Source organism: Bradyrhizobium sp. Crot121, from assembly GCF_059512385.1.
This window is the reverse complement of sequence record NZ_JCAMOR010000118.1, coordinates 1-15,891: the sequence shown is the minus strand read 5'-3', so window position 1 is coordinate 15,891 and position 15,891 is coordinate 1. Positions and strand designations below refer to the sequence as shown.

Sequence of the window (15,891 nt, the reverse complement as noted above, 5' to 3'; positions counted from 1 at the left end):
ATCCTTCCGCATCCCGCCCGTCGTTCTTGTTCCGCTGCACGTAGGGCTTCACCAGTTGCGGGGCCATCAGCTTCACCGCGTGACCGAGCTTGGAAAGCTCCCGCGCCCAATATTGCGAAGCCCCGCACGCCTCCATCCCGATCACCGTCGGCGGCAACTTGGCGAAATACTCCAGCACCTGCTTGCGCGACAGCCGCTTGCGCAGCACCGCCTGCTCGGCCGCATCAACCCCATGCAACTGAAAAATATGCTTCGACGTATCCATTCCAATGCGGATAATCTGCGTCACGAACGGCTCCCTCGTTTGAGATTTCGACAACCTCATTCTGGCACAACTGATGCCGTAGGGGGCCGTCCACCCCATCAACCACAGGGAAGTGTTGTGGCGCGAGCAAGCAGTTACAGCTTCGCATATTACTAAGCCCTGTGGTTATGGGTCCCGGGTCCCGGCTACGCCAAGAGGCTTCGCCGCGGCGCGCAAGCCCGGGACGACAGCGAGTTAGCCTTGACTCCGCCGGCCCAAATCCCGAAAAAGCTCCAAATACCCTCCCCGCCCGCCTCAAGGAATCGCCCGATGTCGCTGTCCGCCCTCGAGTCCATCGTCAACGCCGCGTTCGAAGCCCGCGACGGCATTTCGACATCGACCACGGGCGAGGTGCGCGAGGCCGTGGATTACGCGCTCGAACTGCTCGACAAGGGCGAGACGCGCGTCGCCGAGCGTGAGACGAGCGGCAAATGGAAGGTCAACCAATGGCTGAAGAAGGCGGTGCTGCTGTCGTTCCGCCTCAACGACATGGGACAGATTCCCGGCGGTCCCGGCAAGGCGTCGTGGTGGGACAAGGTGCCCTCGAAATTCGATGGCTGGGGTGAGAACCGCTTTCGTGACGCTGGCTTTCGCGCGGTGCCGGGCGCGATCGTGCGCCGTTCCGCCTTCATCGCCCGCAACGTCGTGCTGATGCCCTCCTTCGTCAATCTCGGCGCCTATGTCGATGAAGCGACCATGGTCGACACCTGGTCGACCGTCGGCTCCTGCGCGCAGATCGGCAAGCGCGTGCACATCTCCGGCGGTGTCGGCATCGGCGGCGTGCTCGAGCCGCTGCAGGCCGAGCCCGTGATCATCGAGGACGATTGCTTCATCGGTGCCCGCAGCGAGGTCGCCGAAGGCGTGATCGTGCGCAAGGGCGCGGTGCTCTCGATGGGCGTGTTCCTCGGCGCGTCCACCAAGATCGTCGATCGCGAGACCGGCGAGACCTTTGTCGGCGAAGTGCCGGAATATGCCGTGGTCGTGCCCGGCACCTTGCCGCCCAAGCCGATGAAGAATGGACAGCCGGGCCCGGCCACCGCCTGCGCCGTCATCGTCAAGCGCGTCGACGAGCGCACCCGCGCCAAGACCAGCATCAACGAATTGCTGCGGGACTGAAGACGCAGCCAAGGTCGCTCATGGGGTATGATCGCTCGAAAGGTCATCCCTATGGCTGAGGCGAGCCCCCGACCAGCCCTTCGCGACATCCCGCCGGGTATCTGGGCGCTCGGTTTCGTCTCGATGCTGATGGATATCTCTTCGGAGATGATCCATGCATTGTTGCCGGTCTATCTGGTGACAGTGCTCGGCACCTCGATGGTCACCGTCGGCGTCATCGAAGGCATCGCCGAAGCGACGGCGTCGATCACCAGGATATTTTCCGGCGCGCTGTCCGATTGGCTCGGCCAGCGAAAATGGCTGGCGGCGCTCGGCTATGGCCTTGCGGCGCTGACCAAGCCAATCTTTCCACTGGCGCCGACAGTCGGCTGGCTGATGGCCGCGCGCCTCATCGACCGGATCGGAAAAGGCATTCGCGGCGCCCCGCGCGACGCGCTGGTGGCGGACATTGCTCCGGCGCATCTGCGTGGCGCCAGCATTGGCCTGCGGCAGTCGCTGGATACGGTCGGCGCCTTCGTCGGGCCATTGATCGCCATCGGCTTGATGTGGCTGACTTCAGACCATTTCAAGGCCGTGTTCTGGTTTGCAGTGATTCCTGGCTTGCTGTCGTTCGCACTTATCGCGTTTGCCGTGCGTGAACCCGCGCGGGCGAAAGGGTTGCGCGAGGTGCGCAATCCAATCAGCCTCGGCGAAATCAGAAATCTGGGCGCGGCCTATTGGTGGGTGGTGGCGATTGCGAGCGTGTTCACGCTGGCCCGCTTCAGCGAGGCGTTTCTGATCCTCCGCGCGCAGAATGTTGGCCTGCCGGTTACGCTCGCGCCGGCCGTGCTGGTCCTAATGAATGTCGTTTATGCCGGCGCGGCATATCCGGCCGGCGTGGTGTCCGATCGCGTGAACCGCACAACCGTGCTGGCGTTCGGCATCGTGCTTTTGATCGTCGCCGATCTTGCGCTCGCGCTGCTGCCCAGCATGACCGGTGTGGCGCTGGGCATCGCGCTGTGGGGACTGCACATGGGCTTCACGCAAGGACTGCTGGCGGCGCTCGTCGCGGATACCTCGCCCGCCGAGCTGCGGGGCACGGCTTACGGCTTTTTCAACCTGCTCTGCGGGATCGCAATGCTCGTGGCCAGCGTGATCGCAGGCGCATTGTGGGACAGTGCCGGACCGCAAGGCACCTTCTTCGCGGGTGCCGGCTTTGCGCTGCTTGCACTGGCAGGTCTGCTCGGCGTGCGGGGCCGCGCCAAGGTCGCGGCAGGCTGATCGGCTGCGTCGCAGAGCCGCAACACGAAGTCGGGAGCATGGCGCGCAAGGCTGGCCCGCCGCCGCGGTGACGTGTTAAGTCCGGAAGCATGACCGATGCCATCTCCATCACGCGCGACCTTGTCCGCTGCCCTTCCGTCACGCCCGCCGACGCCGGTGCGCTCGGCGTGCTCGAGAACATCCTGAACGCCGCCGGCTTCGAGGTGCACCGCGTCACCTTCAGCGAGCCCGGCACCGCCGACATCGACAATCTCTATGCACGTATCGGCGATCAGGCGCCGCACATTACCTTTGCCGGCCATACCGATGTGGTGCCGCCGGGCGACGAGTCTGCCTGGACGCATGGCCCGTTCTCCGGCGAGGTGAAGGACGGCTTCCTCTATGGCCGCGGCGCCGTCGACATGAAGGGCGGCATCGCCTGCAGCGTCGCCGCGGCGCTCGAATATCTCAGGGACAATGGCGGCAGGCCAAGGGGTTCAATCTCATTCCTGATCACAGGCGACGAGGAGGACGTTTCCATCAACGGCACGATCAAGCTGTTGAAGTGGGCGGCCGAGCGCGGCGAAAAGTTCGATCATTGCGTGCTCGGCGAGCCATCCAATGTCGAGGTGCTCGGAGACACCATCAAGGTCGGCCGCCGTGGCTCGCAATCCGGCACGCTCCACGTCGAGGGCGTGCAGGGCCATGTCGCCTATCCGCACCGCGCCTCCAATCCGGTGCCGGACATCTCGAGGTTGATCGTGGCGCTGAGCGACGAGCCGCTTGATAACGGCAGCGCACAATTCCAGGCCTCCAACCTCGAATTCACCTCCGTCGACGTCGGCAATGCCGCGAGCAACGTCATCCCCGGCCAGGCGCGGGCGAAATTCAACATCCGCTATAACGACAATCACACCCAGGAGAGCCTGCGCAAGCTGGTGGAGGAACGCCTCGTCAAAGCCTGCGGCAACCGGATCCGCGCCCGCATCGTGTGGGAGCCATCGAACTCGAACGTGTTCGTCACCAAGCCCGGCCCGTTCACCGACCTTGCGGTGGCAGCGATCGAAGCAGTGACGGGACACAAGCCGGAGCTTTCGACCTCAGGCGGCACGTCGGATGCCCGCTTCATCTCGAGCTATTGCCCGGTGATCGAATTCGGCCTGGTCGGCCAGACCATGCACCAGATCAACGAACGCACGCCGGTCGCCGATCTGGAAAAACTGACGCAAGTCTATCGCGGCGTGCTGGACAGGTATTTTGGGTAGCGCTGGGGCTTTCCTCGGCCTTAGCTCCCTAGTCCGCCGTCATGGCCGGGCTTGTCCCGGCCATCCACGCCTCTCCGCCTGGTAACCTCTCCATCGTCATGCCCGGCCTTGTGCCGGGCATCCACGCCCTTCTCCAGCCTCCCACAAAGAAAGACGTGGATGGCCGGGACAAGCCCGGCCATGACGCGGGTGGAAGCAGTTCACCAACAATGGGAAGCAACAAGCCCCGCTACTGGGTGATCGTCTCGTACAGATCATTCCACTCGGGATTGCCGGCCAGGATCAGCCTAACCTTCCACTTGCGCGGCCAGTGCTTCATATTGTGCTCGCGTTGGATGGCAGTTTGGATGTCTTCGTACCGTTCGAAATACACCAAGCGCTTCACCGAATATTTCTTGGTGAACCCAAGGACCAAGCCGTTTCGGTGCTCGTAGATGCGGCGAACGAGATCGTTCGTCACGCCGACACACAGGATGCCGTTCGGTGCACTTGCCAGAATGTAGACGTAGCCCCCACGCATGGTCGCATGTTGACGCACGTGGATGGCCGGGACAAGCCCGGCCATGACGGCGGAGTAGCGTCGGCCCTAATACTCCACCCGCACCAGATAGAGCCCCTCCGGCGGTGCCACCGGGCCGCAGGCGGCGCGGTTGCGGGCGGCGAGTGCTGCGGCGAGATCGTCGGCGGTCCAGCGGCCTTCGCCGACCCAGACCAGCGAGCCGACCATCGAGCGCACCTGGCTGTGCAGGAACGAGCGCGCCGAGGTGACGATGCTGACCGCATCGCCGCTGCGCGTAACGTCAAGCTGGTTGAGCGTTTTCAGCGGCGATTTGGCCTGGCATTCGGTGTCGCGGAAGGTCGTGAAATCGTGCTTGCCGATCAGGCGCTGCGCGGCTTCATGCATCGCGTCCGTATCGAGACGGCGCGGCACGCGCCAGACGCGGCCGATGTCGAGCGCGAGGTTCGCGCGCGTGCTCCGGATACGATAAAGATAATGACGCTTCTTCGCGGAGAAGCGCGCCTCGAAATCATCCGCCACGATCTCGGCCGCGAGCACCGCGATCGGATTTGGGCGCAGATGCGCGTTCAGGCCGTCGCGCAGGCGGTCCGGCGGAAACGGCTTTGCGATGTCGCAATGGGCGACCTGTCCGAGCGCATGCACGCCGGCATCGGTGCGGCCGGAGCCATGGACGCGCACGTCCTCACCGCACATCGCCTTCACCGCGGCCTCCAGCGCGCCCTGCACTGTCGGCGCCGTCTCCTGGATTTGCCAGCCGGAGAACGGTGTGCCGTCATATTCGATGGTGAGCTTGTAGCGGGGCATGACGGCTTAAGTGAACCGCGCGCCGGCCTTCAGCGGCGTGCCGCGCAGGAAGTCGACCGACTTCATCCGTGCCTTGCCTTCGCGCTGCAGCTCGAGAATGCGGATGGCGCCCTCGCCACAGGCGATCGCGAGATTATCGTCGAGCACCGTGCCGGATGTGCCCGAGCCGCTCGCCAGTTCGCAGCGAAGAATCTTGATGCGGACCGGTTCGCTATCGGCTGACAACTCGGCCCAGGCGCCGGGGAATGGGGAGAGGCCGTGGATGTGCCGCAGCACGGCGTGCGCAGGCCTGTTCCAGTCGATCCGCGCTTCCGCCTTCTCGATCTTGGCGGCATAGGTGACGCCGTCCTCGCTCTGCCTGGTCAGTTGCAGCGCGCCGCGTTCCAGCGCGGCCATCGCCCGCACCATCAGGTCGGCACCGAGCGGCGCCAGCGCATCGTGCAGATCGGCCGCCGTCATCCGGTCGGTGATCGCAAGCCGCTCGGCCATCGCGACATCGCCGGTGTCGAGGCCGACATCCATCTTCATCACCATCACGCCGGTCTCGGCATCGCCGGCCATGATGGCGCGGTTGATCGGCGCGGCGCCGCGCCAGCGCGGCAGCAGCGAAGCGTGCAGGTTGTAGCAGCCAAGCCTTGGTGCATCGAGGATCGCCTGCGGCAGGATCATGCCATAGGCAACCACGACGGCCGCATCCGCCTGATGCGCGCGAAATTCCTCCAGCGCTTCCGGTGTCTTCAACGTCTTCGGCGTCAGCACGGGAATGCCGAGCCGCCGCGCCTCCTGCTCAACCGGCGTCGGTTGCAGTTGCAGGCCGCGGCGCCCGCCCGGCTTCGGCGCACGGGTATAGACGGCAGCGATCTCGTGGCCGTGGCCGGCCAGCTCGAGCAGCGTCGGCACGGCGAAATCGGGCGTGCCCATGAAGATCAGGCGGAGCGGCATTGGTCACACTTCAAATGGTTCAGTTTTCTCCGTCATGCCCGGGCTTGTCCCGGGCATCCACGTCTTGCCTGTCGCCGACCAAGGACGTGGATGGCCGGGACAAGCCCGGCCATGACGGCGGAGAGATTGTAACCTACTCCACCGCGCGCTTGGCGGCCTTGGCGAACTTCTTCAGCACGCGGTCGCGTTTCAGCTTCGACAGATAGTCCACGAACAGGATGCCGTTCAAATGGTCGATCTCATGCTGGATGCAGGTGGCGTAGAGGCCCTCGGCGTCCTCTTCATGCACCTTGCCGTCGATGTCGGTGAAGCGCACGCGCACCCGCGCCGGCCGCTCGACCTCCTCGTAATATTCGGGGATCGACAGACAGCCTTCTTCGTAGACCGACTTCTCCTCGGACGCCGAGATGATCTCCGGGTTGATGAACACGCGCGGCTTCGGCGTGGTCTCGCCGTTCTCGTCCTTTTTCGCGAGATCCATGGTGACCAGCCGTAGCGGCTGCGCGACCTGGATCGCGGCCAGCCCGATGCCGGGCGCCTCGTACATGGTTTCGAACATGTCGTCGATCAGCTTGCGGATCTCAGGCGTGATCTTTTCGACGCGTTTGGAAACCAGCCGCAATTGCTTGTCCGGCAGGATGATGATTTCTCTCAAGGCCATGGCGGGCGATTTAAGCGCTTGATATGCCGCGGTCAATGCGATCCGGAACCGGTTAAGACGGCCTTAACCATGATTCTTCTGCTTTTCTTAACCACGAATCTTCACGGCTTGTTAACCATAAATGTTCCACTTTCGTTCGCAGTCGCCTGCGAATCGGCTATAGCGCTTGCATGAGCGAGATTCTCTTCATGGTCGGCGACTGGCCGGTCCGCGTCGCGGACGCCTTGGTTGCGTTCGGCGTGCTCGCGCTCGTCCTGCTGCTGACGATCGCCATCGTGATCGCGCGGTCCTCCCGGCGCGGCGCGGAACTGGCTGTCGCGCAGACCATCCGCGCCGATGAGCTGGAAGAGCGGCTGAGCGAGGTGCTGCGCGCCCAGAGCGAGGCGAGCGGCCGGGTCGATGCGATGACGCAGGCGCTCGCCGGCCGCCAGGCCGAGATGGCACGCGCCGTCAACGAGCGGCTGGATTCGGTCACCCACCGCGTCGGCCAATCCATGGAACAGACCACGCGCCACACGATGGACAGCCTGCGCCATCTGCATGAACGGCTCGGCATCATCGACAACGCGCACAAAAACCTCACCGACCTGACGACGCAGGTGACGACGCTGCGCGACGTGCTCGCCAACAAGCAGTCGCGCGGTGCCTTCGGCCAGGCGCGGATGGAGGCGATCGTCCAGGACGGACTGCCGAAGGGCTCCTTCGAATTCCAGTTCACGCTCTCGAGCGGCAAGCGGCCGGACTGCGTGGTGTTCCTGCCGGACCAGCGCCCGCTCTGCATCGACGCGAAATTCCCGCTGGAGGCGATGACCGCGCTGCACGACGCACGCAGCGATGAGGAACGCAAGATTGCCAGCCAACGCCTACGCAATGACGTGATGAAGCATGTCAGCGACATCGCGGAGAAATACCTGATCGCCGGCGAGACCCAGGACACCGCGCTGATGTTCGTGCCGTCCGAGTCGGTCTATGCCGAGATCCATGACGGCTTCGACGATGTGATCCAGAAGGCCTACCGCGCCCGCGTAGTGCTGGTGTCGCCGTCGCTATTGATGCTCGCGATCCAGGTGATGCAGCAGATCATGAAGGACGCACGGATGCGCGATGCAGCCGACCAGATCCGCACCGAGGTGATCAAGCTCGGCGACGATCTGTCGCGGCTGCGCGACCGCGTGCTCAAGCTGCAGAACCATTTCTCGCAGGTGAACGAGGACGTACGCCAGATCCTGATCTCCGCCGACAAGATCGAAAAGCGCGCCGGCCGGATCGAGGAACTCGATTTCAGCAAGTCAGACGCCCCGGTGGAACTGCCGCGGATCGTGACCAGCGGAAGACCCGAATTGTTCCCCGCCCCGCCCAAGCTGCAGGCGGGGGAGTAGCCCGCCGTAAGATGGGTAGAGCGCAGCGAAACCCATCAATACCACCGCCGCGGGGACGCGATGGGTTTCGCTGCGCTCTACCCATCCTACAATTGCCACGCTTGCGGGGCGGATTTTCCTGTCGAATCTGCTAACAGGGCTCCATGACCGCGCCTGAAGCGACAGCCGCCGCGACCGAGAAAGCCGAGCCTGCCGCCACCTCCTGGCGCGACAGCCTTGCCGTCTATCTGCAGCCGCGCGTCCTGATCGTGCTGGTGCTGGGCTTCTCCTCCGGCCTGCCGCTGGCGCTGTCGGGGTCGACGCTGCAGGTGTGGATGCGCGAGGTCGGCGTCGATCTCGGCACCATCGGCCTACTGGCGCTGGTCGGCACGCCCTACACGCTGAAATTCCTCTGGGCGCCGCTGGTCGATGCGCTGCACGTGCCGTTCTTCACGCGACATTTCGGGCGGCGCCGCGGCTGGCTCTTGTTCTCGCAACTGCTGCTGATCACCACGATCCTGCTGCTCGCGATCGCCGATCCCGCGCGCTCGCCCTGGTTCGCCGCCTTCGCCGCGCTGCTGGTCGCCACCACCTCCTCGACGCAGGACATCGTCGTCGATGCTTTTCGTGTCGAGAGCCTGCCCGAGAGCGAGCAGGCCGCCGGCATGGCCTCTTATGTCGCGGCCTATCGCATCGGCATGCTGGTCTCGACCGCCGGCGCGCTGTTCATGGTCAGCGGGTTCGAGGGCGCGGGCGTGGTGCGCTCGGCGGCATGGATGTGGGGCTATGTCGCGATGGCCGCCCTCGTCGTGATCGGGATGATCACCGCTTTGGTTGCGACCGAGCCGGCGCAGTCAAAGGACGCCGAAGCGGCCACAGCCGCGCAAACGGCGTTCTCGCGCGTGATCCATGCGGCGGTCGGCGCCTTCTCCGAGTTCCTGAGCCGGCGCGATGCCATTGCGGCGCTTGCCTTCGTCGTGCTGTTCAAGTTCACCGACGCGTTCTCGGGCACGATGACGGCGCCGTTCGTGATCGACATCGGCTTCAGCAAGGTCGACTACGCCGCGATCGTCAAAGGCGTGGGATTGGCCGCCACCCTGATCGGCGGCTTTGCGGGCGGCTTCGTGGCGCGGCGCTATTCGCTGGCAACCAGCCTGTGGATCGGCGGGATCGTGCAGGCGCTCGCCAACCTCTCCTTCTCCTGGCTGGCGCTGGTCGGCGTCAACCAGTGGGCGCTGGCGCTCGCAATCACCTGCGAGAACTTCACCAGCGCAATCGGCACCGTGATCTTCGTCGCCTATCTCTCGGCGCTGTGCCGCAATCCCCTGCACACGGCGACGCAATATGCCCTGCTGACGGCGCTTGCCGCGGTGGGGCGCACCTATCTCTCGTCAGGCGCGGGTTTCGTCGCCAAGGCGACAGGATGGCCCTTGTTCTTCGCGATCTGCGTGCTGGTCGCGATCCCGAGCCTGATCCTGCTCGCCTGGCTGCAGCGCCGCGGGCATTTCGATGAACTCGGGCCGGTGAAGGTTTAGAACGTAGCCCGAGGTTGTTTCGTAAAGATCCCGGATTGCGCTTCGCTTCATCCGGGCTACGAGGCCAAACCTCAATGCTTCGTCACCACGCTCCACTTGGTGACGACCGCCTCGCTCATCTGCCCCGCTTCTTCCGCGCAGGCGACTTCGTCGACTTTCACCGAGATTTCCTTGCCGACAAAAGGCCTCAGTTGCGCGGCCTGCGCGTCATTGGCGGGGACAAGCTGGAACGTCTCAGGACCGGTCTCGAGATTGCACAGCCCGTTCGGCGGCGGCAGGCGGCGCGGTTCGCTGGTCAACTGATAGGTCGCGGTGCGCTTGCCGGCTTTCTTGATGTCGCGGACGCGCAGCGTGTTGAGCTCGCCCGACAGCACATCGCCAGCGTGGATCGGCTTGCCCGGCTTCGGCGAAGCCTGCGCCTCTTGGGCCAGCGCGGCGGGCGCGGTCAGCACCGCCCCCAGAATGACCGCAAAGCACAGGCGAATGCCGAATCGGTGGTTCGTCATCTCGTTCAGTTCCGTTGTGTTCAGCTAGAAGAGCGTTCGCTGCCGCATGGCTGCGGATAGCGTACCTTCATCGAGGTAATCAAGCTCGCCGCCGACCGGCACGCCATGCGCCAGCCGCGTCACCCGCACATTGGCCTCTTGAAGCATATCGGTGATGTAATGCGCCGTGGTCTGGCCATCCACGGTTGCATTCAGTGCCAGGATAATCTCGCTCACCTGCGAATCATGCGCGCGCGCCACGAGCTGATCGATGGTGAGATCCTGCAGGCCGACGCCGTCGAGCGGCGACAGCGTCGCGCCGAGGACGTGATAGCGGCCATTGGTCGCGTTCGCCCGTTCCAGCGCCCAGAGATCGGCGACGTCGGCAACGACAACGATGATGGAAGGATCGCGACGTGGATCGGTGCAGACCGTGCAGGGATTCTGCGTGTCGATGTTGCCGCAGGTCTTGCAGACCTGGATCTTGTCGATCGCCACCTGCAGCGCCGCGGCGAGCGGCGTCATCAGGGCTTCGCGCTTCTTGATCAGGTGCAGCGCCGCGCGCCGGGCCGAACGTGGACCCAGACCCGGCAGCCGCGCAAGAAGCTGAATCAGGCGCTCGATTTCAGGTCCGGCGACGCTTGCGGCCATTCAGGTGAGACCAAGTCCGGGCGGCAGGCCGAGCCCGCCGGTGAGCGCCTGCATCTTCTCCTGCACCGCGAGTTCCGCCTTGCGGCGCGCGTCGTTATGCGCGGTGACCAGGAGGTCCTCGAGGATCTCGCGTTCCTCCGGCTTGATCAGGGATGGATCGATCCTGACGCCCTTCACTTCCATCTTCGCGCTCATGCGCACGGCGACGAGGCCGCCGCCGGAAATGCCCTCGACCTCGACATTGCCGAGTTCTTCCTGCATCGCCTGCATCTTGGACTGGAGCTGCGCTGCCTGCTTCATCATGCCGAGAAAATCAGCCATCGGTGGTCCCTTCAATCTGTTCGCGCATGATCTTCGCGCCAACGCTGCGCGTTTGTCGCGAAGGAAAACCGGTCCCACCTTCGCGGATCATGTTAGTCGTCGCTGTCGCCGCTCTCGATGGGGTCTTCGCCGACAATATCGGTCTCCGCCGGCTCAGCGGCAAGCCTGCGCACCTCGACGACCTTGGCGCCGGGAAAGCGCGCCAGAACCTCCTTCACCCGCGGATCGGCTTCGGCCGCGCGCTCGCGCTGGCTCTTTTCGGCGAGATTTTGCGAGCGAATGGTCGGCTGCCCGGCTTCGTTGGAGACGATCACGGTCCAGCGACGGCCGGTCCATAGTTCCAATTTGCGCGAGAGATCGGTGACGAGGCCGCGGGAGGCATGCGGCTCCAGCGCAATTTCGAGCCGCCCGTCCTCGATCCGTACCAGCCGGACATCCGCTTCAAGCGCGCCCTTGGTCATCAAATCGCGCTTCTCGCCGGCAAGCGCGACAAGCTGCATGAAACTGGTGACGCGCAGTGCCGGCGCCGACTGCGTCTCGGGCACTGCTGCCTGCGGGCGCAGCGATGCCTCCGCGCTGGCCCGGGACATTGCCGCGGGAGCGCGCACCGGCGACGAGGCAATCGAGGAAATGGGCGCCGATGGGGCAGCCCGCGACGCTGTCGCGCCGCCCGCGACCACCGGCGACGCGCCGCCGTTCTGTTCGATCATCCTGATCGCTTCGTCGGGCGTCGGCAGGTCGGCGACATAGGCGATCCGCACCAACACCATCTCGGCGGCAGCAGCCGGGCGGGTGGCAGCCTGCACCTCGGCGATGCCCTTGAGCAGCATCTGCCACATCCGAGACAGCACCCGCATCGACAGTTTGGCTGCAAACTCGCGGGCGCGCACGCGCTCGGTCTCGCCGAACGCCACGTTGTCGGCGGTAGCAGGCACGATCTTCACGCGGGTAACGAAATTGACGAACTCGGCGAGGTCGGACAGCACCACCACCGGATCGGCGCCGACATCATATTGCGCGCGGAATTCGGTGAAGGCCGCCGCGATATCGCCGCGCGCCAGCGAATCGAAGAGGTCGATCACCCGCGTGCGGTCGGCAAGGCCAAGCATCTGCCGCACTTCCTCAGCGCGCACGGTTCCGGCCGCATGCGCAATCGCCTGGTCGAACAGCGACAGCGAATCGCGCACCGAGCCCTCCGCGGCCCGCGCGATAATGCCAAGCGCTTCGGGCTCGACCTCGACGCCTTCCTTGGTCGCAATGTTACCGAGATGCTTCATCAGCACGTCGGCCTCGACCCGGCGCAGGTCGAAACGCTGGCAGCGCGAGAGCACCGTGACGGGGACTTTACGGATTTCAGTGGTGGCGAAGACGAATTTGGCGTGCTCTGGCGGCTCTTCCAGCGTCTTCAGGAACGCGTTGAAGGCCGCGGTCGAGAGCATGTGGACTTCGTCGATGATGTAGACCTTGTAGCGCGCACTCGCCGGCGCATAGCGCACGCTGTCATTGATCTGGCGGACATCGTCGACGCCGGTATGGGAGGCGGCGTCCATCTCCAGCACGTCCATGTGCCGGCTTTCCATGATCGCCTGGCAGTGCAGACCAAGCACGGGCATCTGGATGGTCGGCCCCTTCAGCGAGCCGTCTGACAATTCATAGTTCAGCGCGCGGGCGAGGATGCGGGCGGTGGTGGTCTTGCCGACCCCGCGCACCCCGGTCAGGATCCAGGCCTGAGGGATTCGTCCGGTCTCGAACGCGTTCGAGACCGTGCGCACCATGGCCTCCTGGCCGATCAGATCGTCAAAGCTTGAAGGGCGGTATTTGCGCGCCAGCACCCGGTAGGGCTTTGCCGCTTCGAAGCCGGCCTGACCGGCGCCTTCAGCCTGATTCGGAGGAGCGCCAGCGTCGTTCATTGGTCGATCCGCAATTGAATGTCTCTCGGGCCGGCTTTGCGGAAAGGAGCGGAATCAAGCGCAAAACCGCGGAACAGCCCGCCTTCTGCATGATTCGCTCGAAAAACAGGTAGGAGACTGACGAGCGACCCGATCCGGACCTCGTTAGGGCTGCTTCCTTCCGGACCTGACCCGGTTGGCGAGTGGCTCGTCCACCGCCAATCTCCCGGTCCCTATTTGGGGCCAATGGGGCCGGAAAGCAAGCGTGGCCTGCGCGGAACGCACCGGGCTTGTGCCGGAGGCCAGAAAGGCTTTAGGTGCCGTCATGCCCGGGCTTGTCCCGGGCATCCACGTCTTCCTCTACGTTGTGACAAGACGTGGATGGCCGGAACAAGTCCGGCCATGACGGGGAAATATGCATGTCCGGCTCGACCTGGTCACTGCACGCACGCCTCAAGGAAGACACGATCAACATCGGCGATCTGCCGCTCTGCCGGGTGCTGGTCATCAAGGACGCCAATTACCCTTGGCTGTTGTTGGTGCCGCGCCGTGAGGGCGCGGTGGAGATCATCGACCTCGAGGAGGTCGAGCAGGCGCAGTTGATGACCGAGATCACCCGAGTCGCGCGCGCCCTGAAGGACATCACCAAATGCGACAAGCTGAACATCGCCGCGCTCGGCAACGCGGTGCCGCAGCTTCACGTCCATATCATCGCGCGCCGTACCAGCGACGCCGCCTGGCCGCGCCCGGTATGGGGCGTGGTGCCGCCGCTGGCACATGATGCCGAAGAAGTGCAGAATTTCATCAGCGCGCTTCGCCGCAAGATCTGGTTGGGTTGAAGAATAGATGTCAGCATTCGATAATTTTCCGCTGGGGCAGCCGGCCTTCGTCACCAATGTTCTCGACCGCGCCGCGCATCTGCGCACCAATGAAGAGAAGCTGTTCGCGCTGGAAAGCCGCCGCGACGCGCGCGCTTACGTGATCTACCGCGACTCGCTGGTGGTGAAGCAGGAGGAAGCCGGTCCGCGGGCACTGCTTTCGGTTGAGGAGGCGCTGAAATTCGGCGCCAATCCGGGCACGGTGTTTCTGGGCCTGCGCGATGGCGCGCCGGTATTCGGCATGGGCATTGCGCCGCAAGCAGCGGAAAAGTTGGTCGGCCGCAGCGACGTCGCCGTCGCCGAGCTGCGCGGCATGGCGATGCAGGGCACCGCCCCGCCCGACCAGCTCTCGGCGATCGCGATGGCGAAATCCATGGTGACCTGGCACCAGCGCCACGGCTTTTGCGCCAATTGCGGTGCGCGCACCGCGATGAAGGAGGGCGGCTGGAAGCGCGTATGCCCGAGCTGCAAGGCCGAGCATTTTCCGCGCACCGACCCTGTCGTCATCATGCTCGTGACCCATGGCGACAGATGCCTGCTGGGCCGCCAGAAGCAATTCCCTCCGGGGATGTATTCCTGCCTCGCGGGGTTTGTCGAAGCCGCCGAGACCATCGAGGATGCGGTCCGGCGCGAGATCTTCGAGGAGTCGGGAATCCGCTGCACCGAGGTCAATTACTACATGACGCAGCCGTGGCCCTATCCGTCATCCCTGATGATCGGATGCACCGCGCGTGCAACCAACGAAGAAATCATCGTCGACCGCACCGAACTCGAGGATGCGCGCTGGTTCGATCGCGCGGAGGCGACCTTGATGCTCAAGCGGCAGCATCCGGATGGCCTGGCCGGTCCACATCCCTTCGCCATTGCCCATCATTTGGTCGGACGTTGGCTGCATGGGAAAGACGCAGCGGGCGCATAGTGGCTCCGCAACGTACTGAAGTTGAAGAGTTTTTGGGACAGGACGAGAGCGGCCGCCCGGCCGAGAACAGCCAATAGGCTTGCTTTAGAAGATTTTTCTCTATATGAGGGACTTAGCCCCTTCATATGGAACTTTTTTCTCATGACCGACCTCGCCGTTCCGCTGCATGACGCCAATCGCCGGCTTGACGCCATCGACCGCAAAATCCTGACCGTGCTGCAGGAGGATGCCTCCCTGTCGGTCGCCGAGATCGGCGATCGGGTCGGCCTGTCCTCCACCCCCTGCTGGAAGCGCATCCAGCGGCTCGAGGCCGATGGCGTGATCCTGCGCCGGGTTGCGCTGGTCGACCAGAACAAGATCGGGCTCGGCATCACCGTGTTCGTGTCGGTCGAGAGCTCCGACCATTCCGAGGCCTGGCTGCGCAAATTCGCCGACGCGGTGAGCGCTATGCCTGAAGTGATGGAGTTCTACCGGATGGCCGGCGACGTCGACTACATGCTGCGCGTCGTGGTCGCGGACATGTCGAGCTATGACATCTTCTACAAGAAGCTGATCAGCGCGGTGCCGCTGAAGAACGTCACCTCGCGCTTTGCGATGGAGAAGATCAAGTCGGTGACCGCGCTGCCGGTGCCGGCGGCCGCGTAGAAGAGGATTGCCTCACTCAAGCCGTGGCTAAAAGCCGTCATACGCGGGCTTGACCCGCACATCCATCGATCTTCGCAAAGAGTTCGTTTCAGGATGGATTGCCGGGTCAAGCCCGGCAATGACGCGTTGAGGACTCAAATCTTCTGATTGTACTCGCCGACCTCTGGATGCGTGCGCAGCACGCCATCCACGGTCTCGAACATGTCGCGCATGCGCTGCTCGCTGACCGGGCTTTCGACCACCACCACGAGCTCCGGCTTGTTGGAGGAGGCGCGCACCAGACCCCAGCTGCCGTCCTCCACCGTGACGCGCACGCCGTTGACGGTGACGAGATCGCGGATCGCCTGGCCGCCGATCTT

16 protein-coding genes, 1 other RNA gene and 2 pseudogenes are annotated in these 15,891 nt (G+C 64.3%); 8 read left to right on the top strand and 11 right to left on the bottom strand.

Annotated elements, in window-relative coordinates; translation table 11 throughout:
• Window positions 1-289: pseudogene (locus AC5ZGW_RS42700) on the bottom strand (IS110 family transposase); the annotation flags it as partial.
• A gap of 285 nt (window positions 290-574) precedes the next feature.
• On the opposite strand from AC5ZGW_RS42700, the gene dapD reads away from it, so the two are divergent.
• From dapD to dapE, 3 genes are all read left to right on the top strand, one after another.
• Window positions 575-1,420 (top strand): 2,3,4,5-tetrahydropyridine-2,6-dicarboxylate N-succinyltransferase, encoded by an 846-nt coding sequence (gene dapD, locus AC5ZGW_RS42695; RefSeq protein ID WP_130229722.1) that lies wholly within the window; start codon window positions 575-577, stop codon window positions 1,418-1,420.
• 51 nt (window positions 1,421-1,471) lie between these two features.
• Window positions 1,472-2,680: an MFS transporter gene (locus AC5ZGW_RS42690; protein ID WP_130229721.1), complete on the top strand. Its 1,209-nt coding sequence runs from the start codon at window positions 1,472-1,474 to the stop codon at window positions 2,678-2,680.
• A gap of 89 nt (window positions 2,681-2,769) precedes the next feature.
• Complete coding sequence (gene dapE / locus AC5ZGW_RS42685) at window positions 2,770-3,924, top strand: succinyl-diaminopimelate desuccinylase (RefSeq protein ID WP_130229720.1); 1,155 nt, start codon at window positions 2,770-2,772, stop codon at window positions 3,922-3,924.
• A gap of 229 nt (window positions 3,925-4,153) precedes the next feature.
• On the opposite strand, the gene AC5ZGW_RS42680 is transcribed toward dapE, so the two are convergent.
• The 4 genes from AC5ZGW_RS42680 to def all read right to left on the bottom strand — a co-directional run bounded on the left by AC5ZGW_RS42680 (window position 4,154) and on the right by def (window position 6,851).
• A complete protein-coding gene (locus AC5ZGW_RS42680) occupies window positions 4,154-4,489 on the bottom strand; it encodes a GIY-YIG nuclease family protein (protein ID WP_130229719.1) in 336 nt (111 codons plus the stop codon).
• Window positions 4,490-4,510: 21 nt separating this feature from the next.
• Window positions 4,511-5,248 carry a tRNA pseudouridine(38-40) synthase TruA gene (truA, locus tag AC5ZGW_RS42675; RefSeq protein ID WP_130229718.1) on the bottom strand — a complete coding sequence of 246 codons (738 nt, stop codon included), beginning with the start codon at window positions 5,246-5,248 and terminating at the stop codon, window positions 4,511-4,513.
• Between the two features lie 6 nt (window positions 5,249-5,254).
• Window positions 5,255-6,190 carry a methionyl-tRNA formyltransferase gene (gene fmt, locus AC5ZGW_RS42670; protein WP_130229717.1) on the bottom strand — a complete coding sequence of 312 codons (936 nt, stop codon included), beginning with the start codon at window positions 6,188-6,190 and terminating at the stop codon, window positions 5,255-5,257.
• Window positions 6,191-6,323: 133 nt separating this feature from the next.
• Window positions 6,324-6,851 carry a peptide deformylase gene (def, locus tag AC5ZGW_RS42665; protein WP_130229716.1) on the bottom strand — a complete coding sequence of 176 codons (528 nt, stop codon included), beginning with the start codon at window positions 6,849-6,851 and terminating at the stop codon, window positions 6,324-6,326.
• A 170-nt stretch (window positions 6,852-7,021) separates the two neighbouring features.
• On the opposite strand from def, the gene AC5ZGW_RS42660 reads away from it, so the two are divergent.
• Complete coding sequence (locus AC5ZGW_RS42660) at window positions 7,022-8,230, top strand: DNA recombination protein RmuC (protein ID WP_130229715.1); 1,209 nt, start codon at window positions 7,022-7,024, stop codon at window positions 8,228-8,230.
• Between the two features lie 143 nt (window positions 8,231-8,373).
• A complete protein-coding gene (locus AC5ZGW_RS42655) occupies window positions 8,374-9,744 on the top strand; it encodes an AmpG family muropeptide MFS transporter (RefSeq protein WP_130229714.1) in 1,371 nt (456 codons plus the stop codon).
• A gap of 71 nt (window positions 9,745-9,815) precedes the next feature.
• Here the strand turns inward: AC5ZGW_RS42655 and AC5ZGW_RS42650 are convergent, their stop codons facing one another.
• The 5 genes from AC5ZGW_RS42650 to ffs all read right to left on the bottom strand — a co-directional run bounded on the left by AC5ZGW_RS42650 (window position 9,816) and on the right by ffs (window position 13,317).
• Window positions 9,816-10,250: a hypothetical protein gene (locus AC5ZGW_RS42650; protein ID WP_130229713.1), complete on the bottom strand. Its 435-nt coding sequence runs from the start codon at window positions 10,248-10,250 to the stop codon at window positions 9,816-9,818.
• A gap of 24 nt (window positions 10,251-10,274) precedes the next feature.
• Window positions 10,275-10,880 (bottom strand): recombination mediator RecR, encoded by a 606-nt coding sequence (recR, locus tag AC5ZGW_RS42645; RefSeq protein WP_130229712.1) that lies wholly within the window; start codon window positions 10,878-10,880, stop codon window positions 10,275-10,277.
• The gene (locus AC5ZGW_RS42640) at window positions 10,881-11,201 is read right to left on the bottom strand and encodes a YbaB/EbfC family nucleoid-associated protein (RefSeq protein WP_028169302.1); all 321 of its coding nucleotides are present in this window, start codon (window positions 11,199-11,201) and stop codon (window positions 10,881-10,883) included.
• Window positions 11,202-11,293: 92 nt separating this feature from the next.
• Window positions 11,294-13,111, bottom strand: coding sequence for a DNA polymerase III subunit gamma/tau (locus tag AC5ZGW_RS42635; RefSeq protein ID WP_130229711.1), 1,818 nt, complete (start codon window positions 13,109-13,111; stop codon window positions 11,294-11,296).
• A 109-nt stretch (window positions 13,112-13,220) separates the two neighbouring features.
• Window positions 13,221-13,317, bottom strand: an RNA gene (gene ffs, locus AC5ZGW_RS42630) — signal recognition particle sRNA small type.
• 192 nt (window positions 13,318-13,509) lie between these two features.
• Between ffs and AC5ZGW_RS42625 the strand changes: the two genes are divergently transcribed.
• The 3 genes from AC5ZGW_RS42625 (at window position 13,510) to AC5ZGW_RS42615 (ending at window position 15,532) form a co-directional block, all read left to right on the top strand.
• On the top strand, window positions 13,510-13,929 hold the full coding sequence (locus AC5ZGW_RS42625) for an HIT domain-containing protein (protein WP_130229710.1): 420 nt from the start codon (window positions 13,510-13,512) through the stop codon (window positions 13,927-13,929).
• A 7-nt stretch (window positions 13,930-13,936) separates the two neighbouring features.
• Window positions 13,937-14,887 carry an NAD(+) diphosphatase gene (nudC, locus tag AC5ZGW_RS42620; RefSeq protein WP_130229709.1) on the top strand — a complete coding sequence of 317 codons (951 nt, stop codon included), beginning with the start codon at window positions 13,937-13,939 and terminating at the stop codon, window positions 14,885-14,887.
• Between the two features lie 141 nt (window positions 14,888-15,028).
• Window positions 15,029-15,532: an Lrp/AsnC family transcriptional regulator gene (locus tag AC5ZGW_RS42615; RefSeq protein WP_028169306.1), complete on the top strand. Its 504-nt coding sequence runs from the start codon at window positions 15,029-15,031 to the stop codon at window positions 15,530-15,532.
• Window positions 15,533-15,666: 134 nt separating this feature from the next.
• On the opposite strand, the pseudogene AC5ZGW_RS42610 reads toward AC5ZGW_RS42615, so the two are convergent.
• Window positions 15,667-15,891: pseudogene (locus tag AC5ZGW_RS42610) on the bottom strand (phosphomannomutase/phosphoglucomutase); the annotation flags it as partial.